Below are 18,719 nucleotides of genomic sequence, written 5' to 3'. Positions count from 1 at the left end.
CTCACCCAAACTCATTCAGGACCCATCTTAATGAACTCACTCGTACGCCTGTTAGAAACGCCTGTCATCCATACCCGCCAGCTGTGGCGGAGGTTTAGCCTGCTCTTGGTATGTTTGCTAGCGGTGTGCATCGCACCGTGGCCTAAGGCGCATGCACAGGAAGTATTCGATTCCGGGCACGTCGACGCGTTCTTCGTGTCTGCGCCCGATGGTCAGCTTTCTTTGTCTATGAAAGAAGACATCACGGGCGCTGCCGTGGAGCGACCAGGCAATGACGTGATTTTGAAAGTCAATGAGAACGCGTGGTCCGACGTCACTGAGAGCATCGACGGAATCGGCGAATCCACCTACTACCTGCCCCAGACGCAGCGACAAGACATCCTTTGGCCCGGGTGGGACACCCAGCCCGCCCAAAAGGCCGGCTACACCGACGTTGATCTCAAGTTCCGTGAAGTCAGCGGACCAGGTTCCGTCTATGTTTTCGAAACCGCTGGCTTTGGCGAGCTCAACGCCGTGACCAACTCCGGCTCACTGGAGTTGACCAGCGGCGATGTCATCAATCAGCCATACCCAGCGCACCGTCACGTCAACTGGGCGTTTAGCCAACCAGGAATCTATACCATGACGGTGCAGGCAGCCTCCAACGGAGACACCAGTAACACCGTCACCTACACCTGGGACGTGGGCGATGGACAGGCAGCGTCCTCGGATGAAGAGGCGTCCGAGGACGGGGACTACTCCGGTTCGGAAGAATCCTCCGACTCCGCCGCCTCCGGAGTATCCCGCAGCGGTGGCTCGTCCGCCGCGGGCCTTGCCGGTGCTGGAAGCGGCGCAGCTGCAGGTTCGCGCAACGGCTCCTCCCGAGGATCGTCCAACGGAACCACGGGTGACGGACGAAAAGCCAAGGCTGAACAGAAGAAATCCCGCAACAAGCACCGCTCCAAAAAAGCCGCGGCCCACGCTGGGGAAGGTGATCCGGATACCGACGTCGAGTTGCAATCAGTAGCAGGTGCTTACAGGGAACCCAGGAGCTACTTGCCTTGGGGCATCGCAATCCTCGGCGGTGGAATGTTGGTACTTGGCTTGGGCGTTGCTCGTCTCGCATTGGCTAAGGCGCGCGACTAATGCAATACCCAATCCCTAGCCTTGGGCTGCGCAGATGCATGGTGCTGGGGGCGTTGTTAAGCGCACTCGCTCTCAGCGCCTGTACCAGTGCAGGCCAAGCGGAACTACATCCAGGCGCGACGCCCAACCCCGCGGCCTTGAACGTAGTAGCCACTACGCCAATCCTCGCCGACGTTGTTCGCAACGTCGCAGGACCTGACGTCAACGTCACCACGCTCATTCCTGCAGGCAAAGACCCGCACACCTTTGAGCCCTCCCTGCGTACCATCCGCGACGCAGCGAACGCCGACGTCACCTTCGCCAACGGTTATCTCCTCGAACCCCAAGCGCTGATGGACACCCTCCGCGAGACGTCGTCGGCTCCCGTCGTTGAAGTCTCCGATCAAGCCTCAACCCGTGGTGCAAAGCTGGTCCCACTCGTAGAAAACGTCGCCCTCGACGCCATCTGGCTGGGCCTGCGCATCCAGGATGCCCCAGCAAACTCTCACGCCGTTGAGCTGAGCATGGTTTCTGCAGAGGGGCCCGGTGATGTGTCCGCATACGTGGTCACTACCTTTGGCACCCCAGAGGTTCTTTTCAACAGCGCTGATGGTATCTCCGCCCGCGAGGACACCGCGCGGCTGCCGGCCAACGCTCATACCCACGTCTCCTGGGGCTTTTCCAAGCCGGGCATCTACCACCTTGGGTTCCGCGCGGACTCCAAGGAGGGCGATACCGAGCCGACCGAAAGCACCGAGATCACCGTGGCTGTGGGCGTTAACCCACCTGACGGGATGCAGGCACTTAGTGAAGGCCACGTGGACATCACCGCGAACATGGCGGGCAGCACCATTGACCTCCAAGACAATGGAAAGCACTTCGATCCAGCGACTACTGCCCTAACGCTTCCCTCTTCAACGCTGCAGGAGATTCCCCCGAACCCAAGCTATCGTTTCCTCGGCCGGCCGGGTTCGGAAACCTATCTCCTTCCCCAGGCGGTCTTGGGCAAGCACATCCACGGCGAGGTGGACCCGCACCTGTGGCACGACGTGGACAACGTCATTGCCGAGGCCGAGGTGATCGCGGACCAACTTGCCCTCGTCGATCCCACCCATGGCGCGGACTATCGCAAGCGAGCACAATCCTATTCAGACTCGTTACGTCAGACCGATGAATACGTCGCAGCGCAGTTAAACGCCATTCCGCAAAGCCGCCGGCATCTGGTCACGCCGCACCACGGCTACGCCTACCTCGAACAGGGCTATGGAATGCAGGTGGCTGGTTTCGTGACACCAAACCCGGCAATCGAACCCTCACCCCGCGACGTCATCGCGCTGCGCCGCACGCTGGAAAACCTCCAGCTGCCCGCAGTCTTTGTCGAGCCCACTCAGCAATCAAGCACCGCCACGCTCACTGAAGCCGCAGCTCAACTAGGGGTGGCAGTCTGCCCCATTTATGGCGACACCCTCGACGAACGCGTCCCCACCTACATCGACTTCATGCGTTTCAACGCTGATTCGCTTCGCCGATGTCTGGCCTAACCCAATTCACGCCCCCTCACTCGCACACAACGACACACACCGCAGAAGGAAACACTCATGCATAGATTTTTACTTTCACCCGATACTCCACATGGTTCCCTCCTCACCCGTCTCCCCGTGGTCTTCCTAGGGTTGGCCACCGCCTTGACAGTGCTGGTGACCTCGGTGGTTCCGGTTCCGAGTGCGTGGGCAGGCGATCTGGCCCAGGTGGTCTCGGGGGACGAGGAGATCGCGCAGCCTGGCACCGAAGCTGTCATCGACCATGGGCACGTCGATGTGGGCGCGCAATTTATCGACGGTAAGGCGCAGTTCTTGGCGCGTGACGATTCCGCCGCCACCCCAGTGTGGCGAGACTTGAACGACGTTGTGTTCAAGGTCGGCGATGACGCACAGCTGGCGCTGCCTGACGACGCCCAGTTCGACTTCGTTGGCGGCACCCCTGGCCAAAATGTTTGGGTTGTTCCACAGACAGAGCAAGCCGGGGTGCCGTGGGTAGGTTGGAATACTCAGTCGCCCTCGCTTGTCGACGCCGTCGATCGTGGCGTCACCTTGGAGTTCCTCGGGCATTCCGGCCCCGGTGAGTTCTCCTTGTTCCTGCAAAACGGCGGCTTTGAGGCACCCCAAGTCCTCTGGTCCACTGCTAAGCAACAGCAGGAAGGCTTTTGGGTCGATCTCAACACCCACACCCATGCGAACTGGACCTTTACCGAACCCGGTGTGCATCAAGTAGGAGTCCGCTTCTCCGGCAAAACCAAGGACGGTAGTGACTTCAGCACAGACGGCGTCCTCACCTTTGCGGTGAGCAATGACACCGACGTGGCGGAGGCCCAAAACACCGAGTGGGATCCGGCCGCGGTAAATGAGAAGGCCGATTCTGGATTGGCGTGGTGGATATGGGCCCTCGTGGGGCTAGGCGCCCTGGTCCTCGTAGGGTCCGTGGCGATGCTCGTCGCCTCTTCACGCAGGAAGGCAGATAATGGAAACCTCTAAGGTGATTAGCGCGGAGCACGTATTTGTCACGCTCAGCGGTCGAAACGTAATCGAAAATGCATCTCTGCGGGTTGACCGCGGCGAGTTCATCGGCCTATTGGGCCCTAATGGTGCTGGCAAGACAACTTTTATGCGCTCGATCCTGGGCCTCATTCCGTATCGAGGCAACATCGATCGCACAGCTGCCGTGGGCTATGTTCCGCAGCGCCACGACGTGGAGTGGGACTTCCCTATAAACGTCTATCGTGCCGTCCTGGGCGGACGCACAGGACTTATCGGTTGGTGCCGACGCCCCAAGCGCGTGGATCATGAGGCCGCTCGCCGGGCGTTGGAGTTGACCAACCTCGAGGAATTGTCGCGTCGACCCATTGCACAGCTTTCCGGTGGGCAGCGCCAACGAGTACTTATCGCCAGAGCCCTTGCCACTGAACCGGAAGTCCTGCTGCTCGACGAGCCTTTCACCGGGCTGGATGCGCCCAACACAGAGGAGTTGCTTTTCCTTTTTGACCAGCTGTGCCACCAAGGGACGAGCATCGTCATGTCCACCCACAACCTCGCTGAAGCCGCCCACTCCTGCCATCGCCTAGTCCTGTTCAACCGGGGTGTGGTGGCAGATGGACCAGCAGAGCTCGTGCTTGGCGACGCCGCCTCGTGGGTCGCTACGTTCGGTGTTCAGGCAGACTCTCCCTTGCTGTCCGCGATTGGAGTCGCCGCATGATTGAGGTGACATTAATTGACTTCTTTAGAGACCTGGCGAATCCGCACTTGGACTTTCTCGCGCGTGCGGTCGGGATTTCCATATTGGCTGCCATTGTCTGCGGTGTGGTGGGTTGCTACGTGGTGCTACGCGGAATGGCCTTCATAGGTGACGCCGTCTCCCACGCCGTGTTCCCGGGGCTGGCGGTCGCCTTCGCCTTGCAGGGTTCTGTGCTTTTGGGCGGCGCCGTCGCAGGGACTGTCGTGGCGCTGCTCATTGCGGGCTTCTCACAGCGTCGTAACCTACGGGAAGACTCAGTCATCGGAATCTTCTTTGCCGCGTCTTTCGCGCTCGGTATGGTCATCATCTCGCGTGTTGAGGGCTACACGGCTTCCTTAACCAGTTTCCTCTTCGGAACACTGACGGGCGTGTCCCGCATTGATTTGTACACCGCTGCGGCAGTAACCGTCTGCGTGGTGGGCGTCATCGTGTTGCTCGGACCGCAGCTGACAGCCGCGTGTCTAGACAAAGAGACCGCCCGCGCGATGGGACTTCCAGTCTTCGCTCTGGACTTGGTTCTCTACCTGTGCGTTACCGCCGCGGTTGTCATCTCAGTGGGGACCATCGGCAACATCTTGGTGCTGGCCCTTCTCATCACGCCGGCTGCGACAGCCCGGCTGCTTACCAACTCGCTTGGCGCCATGATGTGCGCCTCTAGTCTCATCGGCGCCGCGGCGAGCTTCGCCGGTATCTACCTCGCATGGGCCATCGACCTGCCCGCGGGCGCGACCATCGTCCTAGTACTGACGGCCTTGTTCCTTCTGGCCTGGCTTGTCTCCCCACTACTCCAACGCAGGCCGTCACGCCAGCCGAGAGTGAATTCAACTAAGGACGCAGCCTCTCCAGGTTCTTCAACCCCATCCATTTCCGCCCCTGTAGCTAGCGAAACCCAGAACCAAACCGACAAGGAGCCTTCAGCATGAACTTCGTAAAACGACCACTCCGTTCCAAGCTTTCTCGTACTCGTCTCCCGCGCACAGCGCTTGCCTTGGGCGCAGCCGCTCTGTTGGGCACCGCAGCTCCCGTTCTCATGCCGACGTATGCCAACACCGCCGTGGCTCATGCTGAAGAATCATGCAGCCTTGCTAACGCTTACCGAATTACAAAGGGTCACCAGGATCTAGCGGTACGCGACGACAATGATGGCCCTTTGCGCTTTACCGTCGACGATGACAGCAGTGGTAGCCACGTAGAGCGCGAAGAGGGCGAGTTCGTCGTTATGGTAGACGACGCAATGACGCGCTCCCTCGACGATCTCGGGTTCCCAGGTATCTCTGGCAATGCGTGGCTCCTGCCGCAAAAACAGGAATACTCCCGCCCCTGGTTCGGTTTCTCGCTTCTCCACTTGTCCACGATGACGGACTCCGATACGGCACAGCTGACAATGGAGCTCAACAGCGCGCCGGCCGGTGGGCGTATCGTCGCATGGGAAGACGAGCTTACCGGTCACCAGCTGCGGCTCGACAGCGAAGACCCCGGCATGGCGTGGGACTATTACCGTTCACACACTCACGTCAATCTTGGCTTTACCGAGCCTGGCGCATACGCGGTTACGTTTACTTTCACCATGTCCGATGGCTCCGAGCACTCCATGAAGGTGCCATTCCTGGTGGGTAGCAATACCTCGGACTCGGAACTGTGCAATCTGGGCTTTGACGCTGGGGGGTCCACTGCTAAGCCAAGAAACAAGGCCCAGCAGTTGGCCAAGGACATAAATGATACTGGCAAAGCCATCGCCGGCCTCGACAAAACCCTAGCTGGAACGCTCAAGGAAGCAGAGAAGCTAGTAGGCAGCCCTAGTTCCGCAAAGCCCACTGCAACCAAGAACGCTAAGAAAGACAAGACAGGTTCCACGACGGCGAAGAAGACCTCGAAAGAGCCGACAAAGGACTCGTCCGACGGACAAAAATCTGGTGGCTCAGCTCAACGCGGTAAGACTGCACCCGCTATGCGTTCAGGCGGGACCACGAGCGACCACAGCCCAAAGAACTCCGGCGCAGGCAATTCCGGGAAAGGCACGGCCCAGAAAACAGCGGACAAACAGAGCGATAAGAAGACACAAGACGCCAAGGGCCATGGCCTTAGAAATCCAGCTAAAAGCCATAATCTTGCCGCAGGTGACGAGCAAGGATATGTGGAAACAGATGCGCAAGAGATGAGCTACGAGATGCCTTTGTTTAACTTTTGGGCAGGATTCCTCGCAGGAATGGGGGTATTTGCTTTGCTCCTCGGCACCGGCCTTTTCGTGTGGGTGCAGTTCTTCCGAAACCGCAACCGACAAAACGATGTACCCGCCCAGCAGTTTCCGAGTAACACGCTGAGCTAGGAACTAATGCCTAGTGGCTGGGCTCCTCACCGGTCCTAGCCACGAGGCTACTTACGCTTGTCGGACAGGAAATTCCATACCTCGTTGGAGGTGTCCGGCTCATGCCACCAGGTATGGTCGCCCTTGACCTTAAGCAGCTCGACGGTCTTCAGGCAGCTGTTAAAGCGGAGTCGCTCTGCCAGAGGACCGTTCTGCTCGGCTTGGAAGGTCACATCACATCGGTTGCGATTAAGGTAACCACCGACCACATCGCGAACGGGAAGATACCCGGCCTCATGGTGAGTTCCGCCTTCATACTGCATCATGTGGTCATTGACACCATGCATGATGAGGGTGTGCATGGGCGCATCAACACAGTTGACCTCTACCGGGTTGTAGAAAGCACCGGAAACAGTGGCAATAGCTGCAAATGTTTCCTGTGCGTGGCAGCCCAATACCGAGGTAAAGCCACCACCATTGGACATACCCATTGCGTATACGCGCGAGTGGTCTACGCGGTAATCAGCATCGACCGCGTCCAAGATCCGCTGGATGAAACGGATGTCCTCGCCATCGCGGGTCTTGGCATAGGGAGCCGCTTCCCAAGCACGCTCAAAGCCTTCTGGATAGACAATGATTGCCTCGTTAGCAGCGCCAGTACTACCCATTCGGGATTGGCTGAACTGGGCCGCTCACGACGAGGACAGCAGCTCCTACAGCCATCGCCGAACGAGCTACCTTCTTCGTCCAATTTCCCAGGTCTAACACCGACAACTCCTTAATCAAGGGCAAAATTTACCCTTGCCACAATAGTCACATTCTTCACACAGGCATCTTTGAACGCGCGGAATTCTGTGAATTTTCAGCAAAGAAGTAAGCTAGATACCCATGCATGCGAACAGACCCTCCACGGCCCCCGACTTTTTGCTCTCCCGCGCCACAGGATCTGTCCGCACCCAAGGAGCGAAAAAGACCTTCACTGACACTGATGCCGCAATTAACGCCCTTCGAACTGGCAACGCAGAAATGATTGTCGGCGCCCTTCCCTTCAACCCTGACGAAGCTGTTGCCCTAACCGAACCCGCTTCCATCATTCGCGAAGACGGACCGCTGGAACCACACGCGTACTACCGCCAGGGCACCCTCAATGCGCGCGTTACCGGTTTCGACCCAGAGCCTGAGGAACATCTGCGTCGAGTAGATGCTGCAATCGCCACAATTCAATCCTCAAAGCTTGACAAGGTAGTTTTGGCTCGTGGGGTAGACATCGAATTTGCCGCACCGGTCGACCCCCGATTCGTCGCAGCACGTCTTATCGATCTCTCCGCTAACCGTGACGGCTTCATCGCGGATCTCTCTCCAGCAGGACGTCCCGGCGCAATGTTGGTCGGCTCTTCCCCTGAGGTTCTGGTCAAGAAGCAGGGCTCTACCGTAACCGCTTTCCCACTAGCAGGCTCTGCCCCACGCCAAGCAGACCGCGCCCGCGACCACCTCGCCGGACAGGACCTACTACACTCCACAAAAGATCTCCACGAGCACATGTTCGTCGTTGATCATCTACGCCGCGTGCTCACTCCGCTCTGCGATACCCTGCGCGCGCCAACCACCCCGGAGCTCATCAGCACCAATGAAATGTGGCACCTAGGCACACCAATCGCAGGAACTCTTAAGGACCCAGAGCTCACTGCACTCGAGCTCGCCCTCCTGGTGCACCCCACACCAGCAATTTGTGGCACTCCAACTGAGGCTGCTCAAGCGCTCATTGAAACTGCGGAATCCGACCGCGGCTTCTATGCCGGCGCCGTTGGCTGGTGCGACTCCTCTGGCGACGGCGAGTACATGGTCGCCATTCGCTGCGCCGAAGTCGCAGGCGACGGCCTCTCCGCGCGAGCTTGGGCCGGTGGCGGAATCGTTGAATCCTCTAACTCTCAAGAAGAGCTCGCCGAGACGAGCGCAAAGCTACGCACCATCCTCAAGGCTTTGGGCCTCTAGCTTTCGGAACGTCGAACCCCTAGCCCTTTAGCCAGCAGCTTCAGTTGGGCGCTTGGCCACCAAAACCACGTCGTGGGAATGGTGGGCACCTGCGCCGCCCTCGACGCGGCGTTCCCGCTTATCCAGCTTGACCACCTCAAGCTCCTTGAGGTTCTCCGCAAGCCACGCGGGCATAGCAACGGCATCTGATTCAAGATCGTGGTGAACAAAGACCAAAACATCACTCGTCAAGGCCTCAAGCTTGGCCACACCCTCCTCGGTCGCCGGGATGCCGCCATAGTGCACCGCCACCAAATTAAAAGGTTCGTGCTCAAACTCGTTATAGTCTGCCACCTCTGCATGCAGCCCACGATCCAAGCAACGCTGCACAACAGTCGGCGCAAAGTCTATGCCAAGCACCTCCCACCCGCGGTCAGTTAACCACTGGAGGTCCGCGCCTTCGCCACAGCCGACGTCAAGCGCGGTACCGGGCCGTAGGTCAGCTACTTCGTCAACCAACGTTGCGTTCACATTGCCAGACCATATCTGTTGGCTCTGTGCGTAGCGTTCCTCAAACTCTTCCCGGGTGGGCAGATGCCCTGGGCCATGAGTTGACCCATGCCTCTCATTATCGTGCTCATGATGGTGCATACTGTCCACGTGGGGCATGGGTCTACCTTTCGCCAAATTAAGCGCGTTCGATCGGGTTGATCAGCGAGCCTAGACCCGGAATCTCAATCTCGATGGTGTCGCCCGGAACCATCGGCGCTGTACCAGCCGGAGAACCGGTAGTTACTACGTCGCCAGGCAGCAGCGTATAAGCCGCGGAGATCTCCTCCAGGATGCCGCCCATCTTAACGATCATCTGGTCAGTGTTGGAGTCCTGCTTCTGCTCACGCTTGCCATCATGGGTCAGGTAGGCGTTGATCTTCTGATCATCCAGGTTCAGTGAATCCAGGTCGGTCTCAATCCATGGACCCAGTGGGCAGAAGGTATCAATGCCCTTTGCACGCGCCCACTGGCCGTCCTTGAACTGCAGGTCGCGGGAGGAAACGTCATTGCAAATGACGTAACCCAAAACGTGGTCTTTCCAGTTCTCAGCCTTGATATTCTTAGAAACCTTAGAGATAACAACGGCCAGTTCGCCCTCGAACTCTACGTTGGTGGCAAAGTCTGGAATCTTGATCGGCACGTTCGGCCCGACGACCGCGGTCGATGGCTTGATAAAGATTGTCGGCGGAAGGTGCTCAGCGGACTCCTTGAAGACCTCAGCCACGTGGTCCGCGTAGTTGCGGCCCAGGGCAACAACCTTGGTGGGCAAAGTCGGGGCGAGCAACCGCACGTCGCTCACCTTCCATTCGCGTCCGGTAGGTTCTGGGGTGGTAAATGGAGTGCCGGAGATTTCCTTAGCCACAAGCTCCTCGAGCGGGGCGTCCTCCGGCCCGTCGATGATGGCAAAGCAGATTCCTTCTGGGTGAGCAATTCGTCCTAAACGCATAACGGCCATGCTACCAATATGGGATCTTCACACGTTAGCTAAGGTCATATTTGAATTCTGCGAATTCCTCCAAGACCTCTCCTGCACCCAGCGTGGACCCGTGACCTGAAGCTGAAATCGCATAACCTATCGCCGATCCGACGCCGCCACCACTTGTTTCAACGTCATCCCCGCAAGGTCGTGGCGCAGGGCAAGGAAGAGCTCGGCGCATGCCTGGGCGTCGCTAAGCGCATTGTGATTGCCGTAATTGGGCAGGCCGTAACGCTGCCGAACGCGCGCAAGGCGGAGATCCTCCCCACGCGGGTACGTGGCCATGCGTTCCATGTGGCGCCGTTCCAACGCAAAGGTATCCACCACATCAAGGCGCGGCGCAGCTCCGTAAATTCGCTTGCAGGCGGCCTTAAGAAAACCCACTTCAAGCGCTGCGAAGTGCGCCAGCAACGCCCGCCCCTGCAAGGCTTCGCGCAGTCTCGATATACCTTCTTTTTCTGCAACGCCCGCATCCACCACGTCCTGGGTCAACATGTGGATGTGCACGGACTGTTCAATCTGGCCAGCAGTAGCTCCCTTAATCAGCACGTAATCGGCGCCGCCGAGATCGATAACACCGCCGTTAATGGGTACCCAGCCAATCGAAACAATCGCGCCTTCTCTTGGATCCAGCGACGTGGTTTCCATGTCGACAGCCAACAGCGGAAGGTCCTCTAAGCGCGTGCGCGGATCAGGGCGCTGCCAATCGAGGCGCTGCACGAAGCGATCAAAGAGTCCCATCTAGATGTTCCTCACGGGATACTTCGTGGCCAGGGCATTCTGCATGCTCTTGATCGCGCGGAATGCGTCACGCAGGCGCTCGCGCTCGAGGCGGCCCAGCTGTTTCGGATCGATGTGATAGTCCGGCGCAACGCCATCGCGCAGCTGCCGTGCCTGATGCGCGAGAGTAAGTGAACGCAGGTAGTCGAAGGCGTCGAGAAGCTCCTGGGCTCCCATCTTGCTTAGTGAGTCCCCCGCAGCCTCCCGCAGACGCTTGCGGGTATCGACCTCCTCGCTGCCGATGGCCAAAGCAAAAAGGCGCGCCATCTGCACGATTCCCGCGGTACCGCCCTTCTTGATGTCTAGGGTATTGGCGTATTCGCCGTCCCTTTCCACCACCAGTCCGCGGAAGAAGGTCAGCGGTGGTTCACGGCGGGCAGCCAAACTCGCCAGGTGCGCATGCATGCGGCGAGCCCCCTTGCCCATGGTCACGGCCGCAGAATGGACGCGCTCGCCCAGTTCCCGGCTGCCGTAGAGGACGCGGAAGTCGAAGAAGATCTGCGCATTGAGCAGCGCGTCCGGCTGCGGTGCGGTAATCCATTCGTGGAAGGTCTTCTCCCACTGCGTCACCGTCATGCGCCACTGTGGCGTCATCGCCATCATCTCTCCCGGGCACAGCACCTGGCCGGCCTTGTCCAATCCGGTGCACACGAACAAAGATAGTCGCGCAAAGTACTCCCCATGGAGAGCTTCGTCATAATCGTCCGCCAACACCAGTGCATTGTCCTGGTCGGAGGCAAGCGCCATCTCGCGCCGGCCCTGGGAACCCACCGCCACGAAGGCGTAGTCGACTGGTGGGGCGCCCAGCTCGCGCTCGGCAAGCACACACAAACGCCGCGCGATTGCGTCTGCCGCGATGGTGATGAGGCTCGCTGCTTCCGAAGGCGTGGAGCCGCGCTCGACGTAGCGTGCTGCGAGCGCGGTGGCCTCGTTGAAGGAACCAGCAAGCTCCTCGGCAGAGTTCTTGCGGGAAAGATCCGCAGTCAGATAGAGCGGGTCGTTCTGCAACAAACGCGTGATGTCGGATTGGGTAACGATGCCGCGCAACTGTCCTTTGGCCACGACGGGCAAGTGATGGATTCCTCGTTCTGCCATGTGCAGCAGCGCTTCCATGGCTGGCGCGCTAGCGTTCACGGTGACCGGGGTACGCGTCATAATCTCCGCGATCGCCTCCTGCGGGTCACGGCCTACTGCAAGCACCCGCGAGCGCAGGTCCCTATCGGTCACAATTCCGGTCAGTTCCCCACCGTCAACCACGAGCAGGGAGGACACGCCATGCTCAAACATGAGTTGGGCAGCTGCGCCTATCGACGTCGTGGAATCGGCCTGCAACGGGTCCGTGCGGGTGATCTCTTCAATAGGTGTGCGCAGGGCGTCGCCCGTGGTGGCGTCGGAAAGCTCGCGCGCAGCGGCACGGATCTGCCGAGACTGCGCCGAGAAGAAGCGCGCGATGTCCGGGTTGCGTTCGGCGAGCTGAGTAAAAGCTTCTTGTGGCAGGCGAAAGACCAAGCTGTCTTCCACAGCGATCATCTCGTAACGAGATTCCGGCTGCCCCATTAACGTGGAATAGCCAAAGGTCAGCCCGGGATCGCGACGATCCAAAAGCACGCCATCTTCACCGAGGACATCGATTGCCCCGGTACGGATGACATGTAGGAAGAAGTTTTCTTCGCCAAGACGGACGATGACATCACCGCGGCGAAAATACGCAATGCTTAGGTGCGCGGGCAGCGCGTCGAGCTCCTCCTCCGGAAGGCGGGAGAAGGGCTCGTGCTGGGCGAGGAAACTGCGAACCTCGTCTAATTCAACGCTCATGCACCCACAGCGTAGCGACTTTTAGGCCAGTGCGGCGGCGATTCGGTCACCAATTTCGGTGGTGCCGAGCTGCTCGCTACCACGAGCGGAGACGTCGGCAGCAACGGCTTCCTCGATGCGCAGCGCATTGGTTTCGTCGCCAATGTGACGCAGCAGCATCGCTGCAGACAAAATGGCGGCGGTTGGATCAGCAATGCCCTTTCCCGCAATGTCCGGCGCCGAGCCGTGGACCGGCTCAAACATCGAAGGGTTGGTGCCGGAAGCATCGATGTTGCCAGACGCGGCCAGGCCGATACCGCCGGTCACAGCGCCAGCCAGGTCGGTGAGGATGTCGCCGAAAAGGTTGTCGGTGACGATGACGTCGTAGCGGCCAGGATCAGTAACCATGTAAATCGTGGCGGCGTCGATGTGGTTGTAGTCCACGGTGACCTCAGGGTATTCCTTAGCCACCTCTTCTACGGTGCGCTGCCACAAGCCACCGGCATTGACCAAGACGTTGGTCTTGTGAACCAAGGTCACATGCTTGCGGCGGCCCATTGCGCGTTCGAAGGCATCGCGAACAACGCGCTCAACACCGAAGCGGGTGTTCTGGGAGACCTCGGAGGCCACCTCGTGCGAAGTGCCCTCACGCAGGGTGCCGCCGTTGCCGCAGTACAGGCCCTCTGTGCCCTCGCGGACGACGACGAAGTCGATCTCTCCTGGGTTCGCCAGCGGCGAGGTAGCCGTTGGGTACAGCTTGGAGGGGCGCAGGTTCACGTGGTGGTCCAGGGCGAAACGCATCTTCAGCAACAGCCCACGCTCCAGGATTCCCGGGGGAACCTGACCTGGCGCGCCGATAGCGCCCAGCAGGATTGCGTCGTGCCCGCGAATAGAGGCAAGGTCGGCATCGGTGAGGAGCTCGCCATTGCGCAGGTAGCGACGCGCACCCAAGTCATACTCGGTGGTCTCGATGTCGTCCCGTACCGCGTTGAGCACCTTGAGGGCCTCTGCAGTAACTTCTGGGCCGATTCCGTCTCCGCCAATAACCGCCAGTTTCATTTTGCGGGATTCCCTTCTCACAATATGGATACACGGTCACATTAGCAGACCCCCATGCATTCCGCATGCAGCGGGAACACATGGGGGTCAGATTGACGGATTAAGCAGAAAGCGTCAGGCTAGGCGTCCAGATCCAGCTGGACACACTCTGCACCGAGGGCAACCTTGATGTCCTCAACCAACTCTTCTGCAACCTCGCGCTCGACGCGCAGAATAAGCACGGCGTCGGCTGGCGTCTTGCCCTGCGTAAGAGCTGCAGCGACGATGTTGATGCCGGCAGCGCCGAGCTTCGTACCCACGGTACCCAGGGCGCCTGGGGCGTCATCGTAGCTAAAGAACAGGTTGCGGCCGGTGGCGCGCATGTCGACGCCGCGTTCATTGATGCGAATGAACTTCTCAACGCCGTCGATACCCGTGATAGCGCCAGTGAGCTGCGACGTCGCGCCGTCCGCACCAATGACGGTGACAACAAGGGAGGAACGCTGACCCTTGGACTCGGTGTGTGTGCGAACCTCAACATTGACGCCACGGGATTCTGCGATCTGCATAGCGTTGACGAAGGTGACTGCTTCGGAGACCACGCCGCTGAACAAACCGCGGACAGCGGAGAGTCCCAGCGCAGAAACATCCTCGTTGGAAAGCTCACCACGGGCCTCGACCTCGATAGCCACGGGCGCCTGCCCCAGCAGCTTGCCAGCGGTAAGGCCCAACTTACGAGCTAGGTCGAGCCAGCCCGCAACTTCTTCGCCCACACGACCACCCGAGACATTCACGGCATCTGCCACGAACTCTCCAGACAGCGCCTTGAGAACCGAGTCTGCGACGTCGGTACCAGCACGATCCTGGGCCTCGACGGTCGAAGCTCCCAAGTGCGGGGAAACCGTCACCTGCGGTAGCTCGAACAATGGGGAATCTGTGCACGGCTCGCTGGCATAAACATCGAAGCCAGCACCGCGGTGGTGACCCGCCTTAATGGAATCCGCCAACGCCTGCTCGTCGACGAGTCCGCCACGCGCAGCATTAATGATGATCTGGCCTTTCTTGGCCTTGGCAAGCAGCTCGGCGTCGAACATGCCGGCGGTTTCCTCAGTCTTCGGCAGGTGAATCGTCACAAAGTCAGCACGGGCCATCAGTTCTTCAAGCTCGACAAGCTCCACGCCCAGTGCTGCCGCACGAGCCGGGTTTGCATAAGGGTCGTGCGCGATGATGGTGGTCTCAAATGCTTTCAAACGCTGAGCGAATAGCTGACCGATGTGGCCAAAGCCAACGATACCGATGGTCTTGCCATATACCTCGACACCCTTGAAGGAAGAACGCTTCCATTCCCCCTGACGCAGCGACTGGTCAGCCGCTGGAATCTGGCGTGCTGTGGCAAGCAACAAAGCAATTGCCTGCTCACAGGCGCTGTGAATGTTACTGGTTGGGGCGTTAACGACCATAACGCCGCGCGCGGTAGCTGCGGGGATATCGACGTTATCAAGACCCACACCTGCACGGCCAACAATCTTGAGGTTGGTGGCCGCGGCGAGCACCTCGGCGTCGACTGTAGTGGCGGAGCGCACCAGCAATGCATCAGCTTCTGGCACCGCCGCAAGCAACTCAGCACGGTTGGGACCGTCGACCCACCGAACTTCTACTGAGTCGCCCAAAGCGGCGACGGTGGACTGAGCAAGCTTATCGGCGATAAGAACAACCGGCTTCGACATGACTTCCTTAACTTGGTTGGGAGGGCGAACGTATACCTAACGCATACGTTGCATGGAAGTGTAGTTTATTCCGTCCATCCGCGGGAAATTTTTGCGCTAAATTCTTTCGCTGAACCGAATTCGGGGCCAAGTGCAACTACCGGCCCTTCTTCTAACCCAGCTACCATCGCAGCCCCTACCTTCGTGGCACTGGGGTCAGGGTCGGGCATGATTAAAACGGTTCCACCGTATGCATTGGCATTCACAACATTTGCAATGGGACTCTGGGAGGTCGCAACGATATTCGGTGACATCTGGCCATCCCTACGGGCCGAACCAGGGATTGCAGGCATCTTCTTATGCGAGATTTGCTGTGGCAGCGGCTCCCAAGCCGCCTTCAATTCAATCTTTTCATTCGAGTCTAAGGCGGCAACTTCCTCCACCATACGGTTGGGATCGACAATCACTTTGGAGGTAAACCCAAACGCAGTGTACTCGCCGAGCGCCTTGGTATTGCCGGGGTCACGGACCACTTGGTGTTGCCTCTCCTCGCCAGGGTAAAAGGCATCCGCAAACGGCACCTTGCCCACGGTCACGATAAGGTTGGCGCCGACGTCTTCGGCCAAGCGGTATATATCATTGCGCACCGAATCGTCATAAACCACCATCGGCGCTCGTTGGGAGACTGCAATTGAAGCAGCACGCAACTTAGCTGCGTCCGAGTTCTCAGCCACAAAGAGCGTATGGGACTGTTTGAAGAACAGACGTGCCGACTCAAATCCCCACGGGTCTTGGACAACGGTGGTCTTCCCCACAAAGGCAGGATCGATCAGTCGGTTGGTGTTTTCAGCCGCCGCCCGCGCCAGATCGATGTCTTCATTTGCAAGCTCCGCCAGCTCAGGGGTGACGAGTTTTTGACCGCGACCAATGTCAGAGCAGCCGCCGATGGTGGGAACCATTACGGCGGCTAACGACAGCGCGAGGAACTGCCTAACGCGCAAAGGCCTGCGGGCCCTCCTCGCCGCCAGAGAGGTTTGCTTCGTCGACATCGCGGATAACCTGCTTGTCCAATGCATACTCGACAATTCCTACGAACCGCTCACGGCGGTCAATAAAGAATTCCTGGGCACGGGTAGAACGGAAAAGATCGATGTCGAGCTCATGGGAGGACAATACCTCATCGAACTCAGCATCCTCCATGATGGACTTAGACTGCACACGCGGCAGGTAACGCTCAGGCGCGTAGCCATCGAGCACGACTTCCGTGCGCTTACCCATTGGGGTGCGGTTGAGTACCGAGTTTGCCAGCACCTCGCTCACGCCATGACGCTTGCACCAGTTGAGTGGGAAGACCGGGAAGAACCCCGGCTTCAGCTCCTCGAAGGTATTGCGATTGAATTCGGTTCCCGTACGCCAATCGCGAGCACCGCGGGCCATCAACAGCGCGTAGAGGCCATGCCAGACGCCATCGGATTCGTCGATGGAAAGCAGACGAGACTCGCGGAACGTTGCGTCTTGGACGGTCTTCGGCACTACCTCGGACTCCCCTGCCACCCATGCGGTGACCTCGTCGACGTCACGCGCTGCACGCAGCTTAACCGCGGAAGAGCCATAAAGCTCACCAAACACGCCACTCCAGAACCACTGATTGAGGCGATCCCACGACTCCTTCTTAGAGAGCACACCGTGGCGCTCGGCCAGACGAGCAAGGATGACGGCGAGCGGAATGATCTGCTCATTGTAAGGAACCTGTTCTAAGCTCAGGATGCAGCGCTCCGCAAGGTACTCCGCAACCTCTCGGAACGTGATGCGCAGCGTTGCCGACGCCGCCTTGTACTCCGCGAGCGAAAGCTGCAGGATGTCCTCGCGCTGCCCACCCGCCTTGCCTTTCTCACCGGAAACATAAAGGGATACCGCAGAAAGAAACTCGTTGCGTCCAATACCGTCGAGTGCTGGAGAGCGGCGCAGATCAGCCTCTACCGCTGCCCAGTCCTGCGCCAAGTGGAAATCAGGATCCTCTGATGCAAAGACGGCGGTCAGGAGGTCGAAGACGTCCATCTGCAAGCCAGCGGAATTGGCCTGCGCGAAGATGGAACCCACGCCAGCGCGAGCGGTCTCACGAGACAGACGGATCATCGGTACGTCGTAACCAGACAGGGGGCGCAAAATGCGGTTGTTGAACGCCGATACGACGTCGCGGTTCACGCCATCGTGTGCCGCAGCCAGCTCAAAGAGCATGCTAGTGCCCTCTTCGCTGAGAAGCGCCGAAACCGGGATGCAGCAGGCATCAAGCGCGGTTTCGCGGTCCACAATTGTGCCCTCAATATTTGGGGCAAAGTGCGAACGCAGCTCGCCATGCTGGTTCACAGCAAACACTGCTTCGTCGGGCATAATCTCCTCCGAGATTGCCTTGTGCAGATCAACGTAGAAAGTACGGGTGATCTTCTTCGAACGGAAGTCAGTGGTGTCGACCGAGCCATTGCCGCGGAAGCAATGGTACAGCGTGGTCAAGCGCTGCTGGCCGTCCAGCAGTAGCAAGCCAGGATTAACGCCAGTATCCGGCGCGCCGGCGAGAGGACGCGGCCTAAAACGCATCGTTTCATTTCGTGTATCCAGCGCCATCAGAGCACCCACTGGGTAGCCGCGCAGCACGGTAACAATGAGGGAACGAATGCGGTCCTCATCCCAGGAGTAGGCACGTTGGAAATCCGGAAGTTGAATATCGCCGCGGTCGATGCGTGCGAAGAGGTCATTAAGATCGTAGCTTGGCGTGGTAAAACCCATGGTTCCGACTGTACCCCTGCTCCCAGCATCTTGCCCGTCCAGAAATATATCTCACATATTCCGACAAAATCGGACTCTAAAACCACAAATGCGCCGCCTAATTAAGCAGTAACATCGAGCGGGTTCTTAACCCAGCTCATCAATAATCGCCAGATTCGCGACCAGCGGCATCGGGATAGTCACAGGTCAGAAACATGCCACCTCGCCACCCTTGCCACCTTTAGCACGGTTGCCAGCCCGTTTGTGGGATCTTTGCGTGATCGAGCCTGCAATCCGACGCACAACAGGACAGATTAAATATCAGGGTCGAAAAGTTTCCGATTTTCGACTTACCCATAGCGTCCTAGCGCGCTATAATAAAGGTACTCCTTAAGAGAGGAGGTGAAGGGACCTGACCCCTTTTTGGTGGACACCTGATATC

16 protein-coding genes are annotated in these 18,719 nt (G+C 58.9%); 7 read left to right on the top strand and 9 right to left on the bottom strand.

From position 1 onward, the window contains the following. Positions 1 to 30 precede the first annotated feature (30 nt). Genes HMPREF3153_RS05175 through HMPREF3153_RS05150 form a run of 6 tightly spaced genes read left to right on the top strand, consistent with a single transcriptional unit; the run spans position 31 to position 6,718 of the window. Positions 31 to 1,125: a choice-of-anchor M domain-containing protein gene (locus HMPREF3153_RS05175; protein WP_070420226.1), complete on the top strand. Its 1,095-nt coding sequence runs from the start codon at positions 31 to 33 to the stop codon at positions 1,123 to 1,125. Further along, entirely contained in the window at positions 1,125 to 2,645 is a 1,521-nt protein-coding gene (locus HMPREF3153_RS05170) for an anchored repeat ABC transporter, substrate-binding protein (protein ID WP_083280956.1), read from the top strand. Before HMPREF3153_RS05175 ends, HMPREF3153_RS05170 begins: the two co-directional genes overlap by 1 nt. 57 nt (positions 2,646 to 2,702) lie before the next feature. After that, entirely contained in the window at positions 2,703 to 3,635 is a 933-nt protein-coding gene (locus HMPREF3153_RS05165) for a choice-of-anchor M domain-containing protein (RefSeq protein ID WP_246817169.1), read from the top strand. After that, positions 3,622 to 4,353, top strand: coding sequence for an anchored repeat-type ABC transporter ATP-binding subunit (locus HMPREF3153_RS05160; RefSeq protein WP_070420224.1), 732 nt, complete (start codon positions 3,622 to 3,624; stop codon positions 4,351 to 4,353). The genes HMPREF3153_RS05165 and HMPREF3153_RS05160 overlap by 14 nt, the downstream gene beginning before the upstream one ends. Then, positions 4,350 to 5,315 carry an anchored repeat-type ABC transporter permease subunit gene (locus tag HMPREF3153_RS05155; protein ID WP_049062896.1) on the top strand — a complete coding sequence of 322 codons (966 nt, stop codon included), beginning with the start codon at positions 4,350 to 4,352 and terminating at the stop codon, positions 5,313 to 5,315. Before HMPREF3153_RS05160 ends, HMPREF3153_RS05155 begins: the two co-directional genes overlap by 4 nt. Then, a complete protein-coding gene (locus HMPREF3153_RS05150) occupies positions 5,312 to 6,718 on the top strand; it encodes a choice-of-anchor M domain-containing protein (protein ID WP_049062898.1) in 1,407 nt (468 codons plus the stop codon). The genes HMPREF3153_RS05155 and HMPREF3153_RS05150 overlap by 4 nt, the downstream gene beginning before the upstream one ends. A gap of 47 nt (positions 6,719 to 6,765) precedes the next feature. On the opposite strand, the gene HMPREF3153_RS05145 is transcribed toward HMPREF3153_RS05150, so the two are convergent. Then, positions 6,766 to 7,365 carry a CE1 family esterase gene (locus HMPREF3153_RS05145; RefSeq protein WP_080972053.1) on the bottom strand — a complete coding sequence of 200 codons (600 nt, stop codon included), beginning with the start codon at positions 7,363 to 7,365 and terminating at the stop codon, positions 6,766 to 6,768. Positions 7,366 to 7,585: 220 nt separating this feature from the next. On the opposite strand from HMPREF3153_RS05145, the gene HMPREF3153_RS05140 reads away from it, so the two are divergent. After that, positions 7,586 to 8,689: an isochorismate synthase gene (locus HMPREF3153_RS05140; RefSeq protein WP_049062899.1), complete on the top strand. Its 1,104-nt coding sequence runs from the start codon at positions 7,586 to 7,588 to the stop codon at positions 8,687 to 8,689. A 27-nt stretch (positions 8,690 to 8,716) separates the two neighbouring features. On the opposite strand, the gene HMPREF3153_RS05135 is transcribed toward HMPREF3153_RS05140, so the two are convergent. The 8 genes from HMPREF3153_RS05135 to HMPREF3153_RS05100 all read right to left on the bottom strand — a co-directional run bounded on the left by HMPREF3153_RS05135 (position 8,717) and on the right by HMPREF3153_RS05100 (position 18,298). Continuing rightward, positions 8,717 to 9,199, bottom strand: coding sequence for a class I SAM-dependent methyltransferase (locus HMPREF3153_RS05135; protein ID WP_246817168.1), 483 nt, complete (start codon positions 9,197 to 9,199; stop codon positions 8,717 to 8,719). 157 nt (positions 9,200 to 9,356) lie between these two features. Next, on the bottom strand, positions 9,357 to 10,166 hold the full coding sequence (locus HMPREF3153_RS05130) for a fumarylacetoacetate hydrolase family protein (RefSeq protein ID WP_172954267.1): 810 nt from the start codon (positions 10,164 to 10,166) through the stop codon (positions 9,357 to 9,359). Positions 10,167 to 10,292: 126 nt separating this feature from the next. After that, positions 10,293 to 10,937 (bottom strand): 3'-5' exonuclease, encoded by a 645-nt coding sequence (locus tag HMPREF3153_RS05125; protein ID WP_049062903.1) that lies wholly within the window; start codon positions 10,935 to 10,937, stop codon positions 10,293 to 10,295. Then, on the bottom strand, positions 10,938 to 12,791 hold the full coding sequence (locus HMPREF3153_RS05120) for a DUF294 nucleotidyltransferase-like domain-containing protein (protein ID WP_070420223.1): 1,854 nt from the start codon (positions 12,789 to 12,791) through the stop codon (positions 10,938 to 10,940). It abuts the gene before it with no gap. A gap of 21 nt (positions 12,792 to 12,812) precedes the next feature. Further along, the gene (locus HMPREF3153_RS05115) at positions 12,813 to 13,829 is read right to left on the bottom strand and encodes a 3-isopropylmalate dehydrogenase (protein ID WP_070420222.1); all 1,017 of its coding nucleotides are present in this window, start codon (positions 13,827 to 13,829) and stop codon (positions 12,813 to 12,815) included. Between the two features lie 119 nt (positions 13,830 to 13,948). Continuing rightward, complete coding sequence (gene serA / locus HMPREF3153_RS05110; RefSeq protein ID WP_070420221.1) at positions 13,949 to 15,535, bottom strand: phosphoglycerate dehydrogenase; 1,587 nt, start codon at positions 15,533 to 15,535, stop codon at positions 13,949 to 13,951. A 65-nt stretch (positions 15,536 to 15,600) separates the two neighbouring features. Continuing rightward, positions 15,601 to 16,473 carry a hypothetical protein gene (locus HMPREF3153_RS05105; RefSeq protein WP_235429948.1) on the bottom strand — a complete coding sequence of 291 codons (873 nt, stop codon included), beginning with the start codon at positions 16,471 to 16,473 and terminating at the stop codon, positions 15,601 to 15,603. Positions 16,474 to 16,504: 31 nt separating this feature from the next. Further along, complete coding sequence (locus HMPREF3153_RS05100; protein ID WP_070420220.1) at positions 16,505 to 18,298, bottom strand: GmrSD restriction endonuclease domain-containing protein; 1,794 nt, start codon at positions 18,296 to 18,298, stop codon at positions 16,505 to 16,507. Positions 18,299 to 18,719 lie beyond the last annotated feature (421 nt).

The organism is Corynebacterium sp. HMSC06C06 (assembly GCF_001807295.1).
Classification (GTDB): Bacteria; Actinomycetota; Actinomycetes; order Mycobacteriales; family Mycobacteriaceae; genus Corynebacterium; species Corynebacterium striatum.
This window is presented reverse-complemented; position numbering and strand designations above follow the sequence as displayed.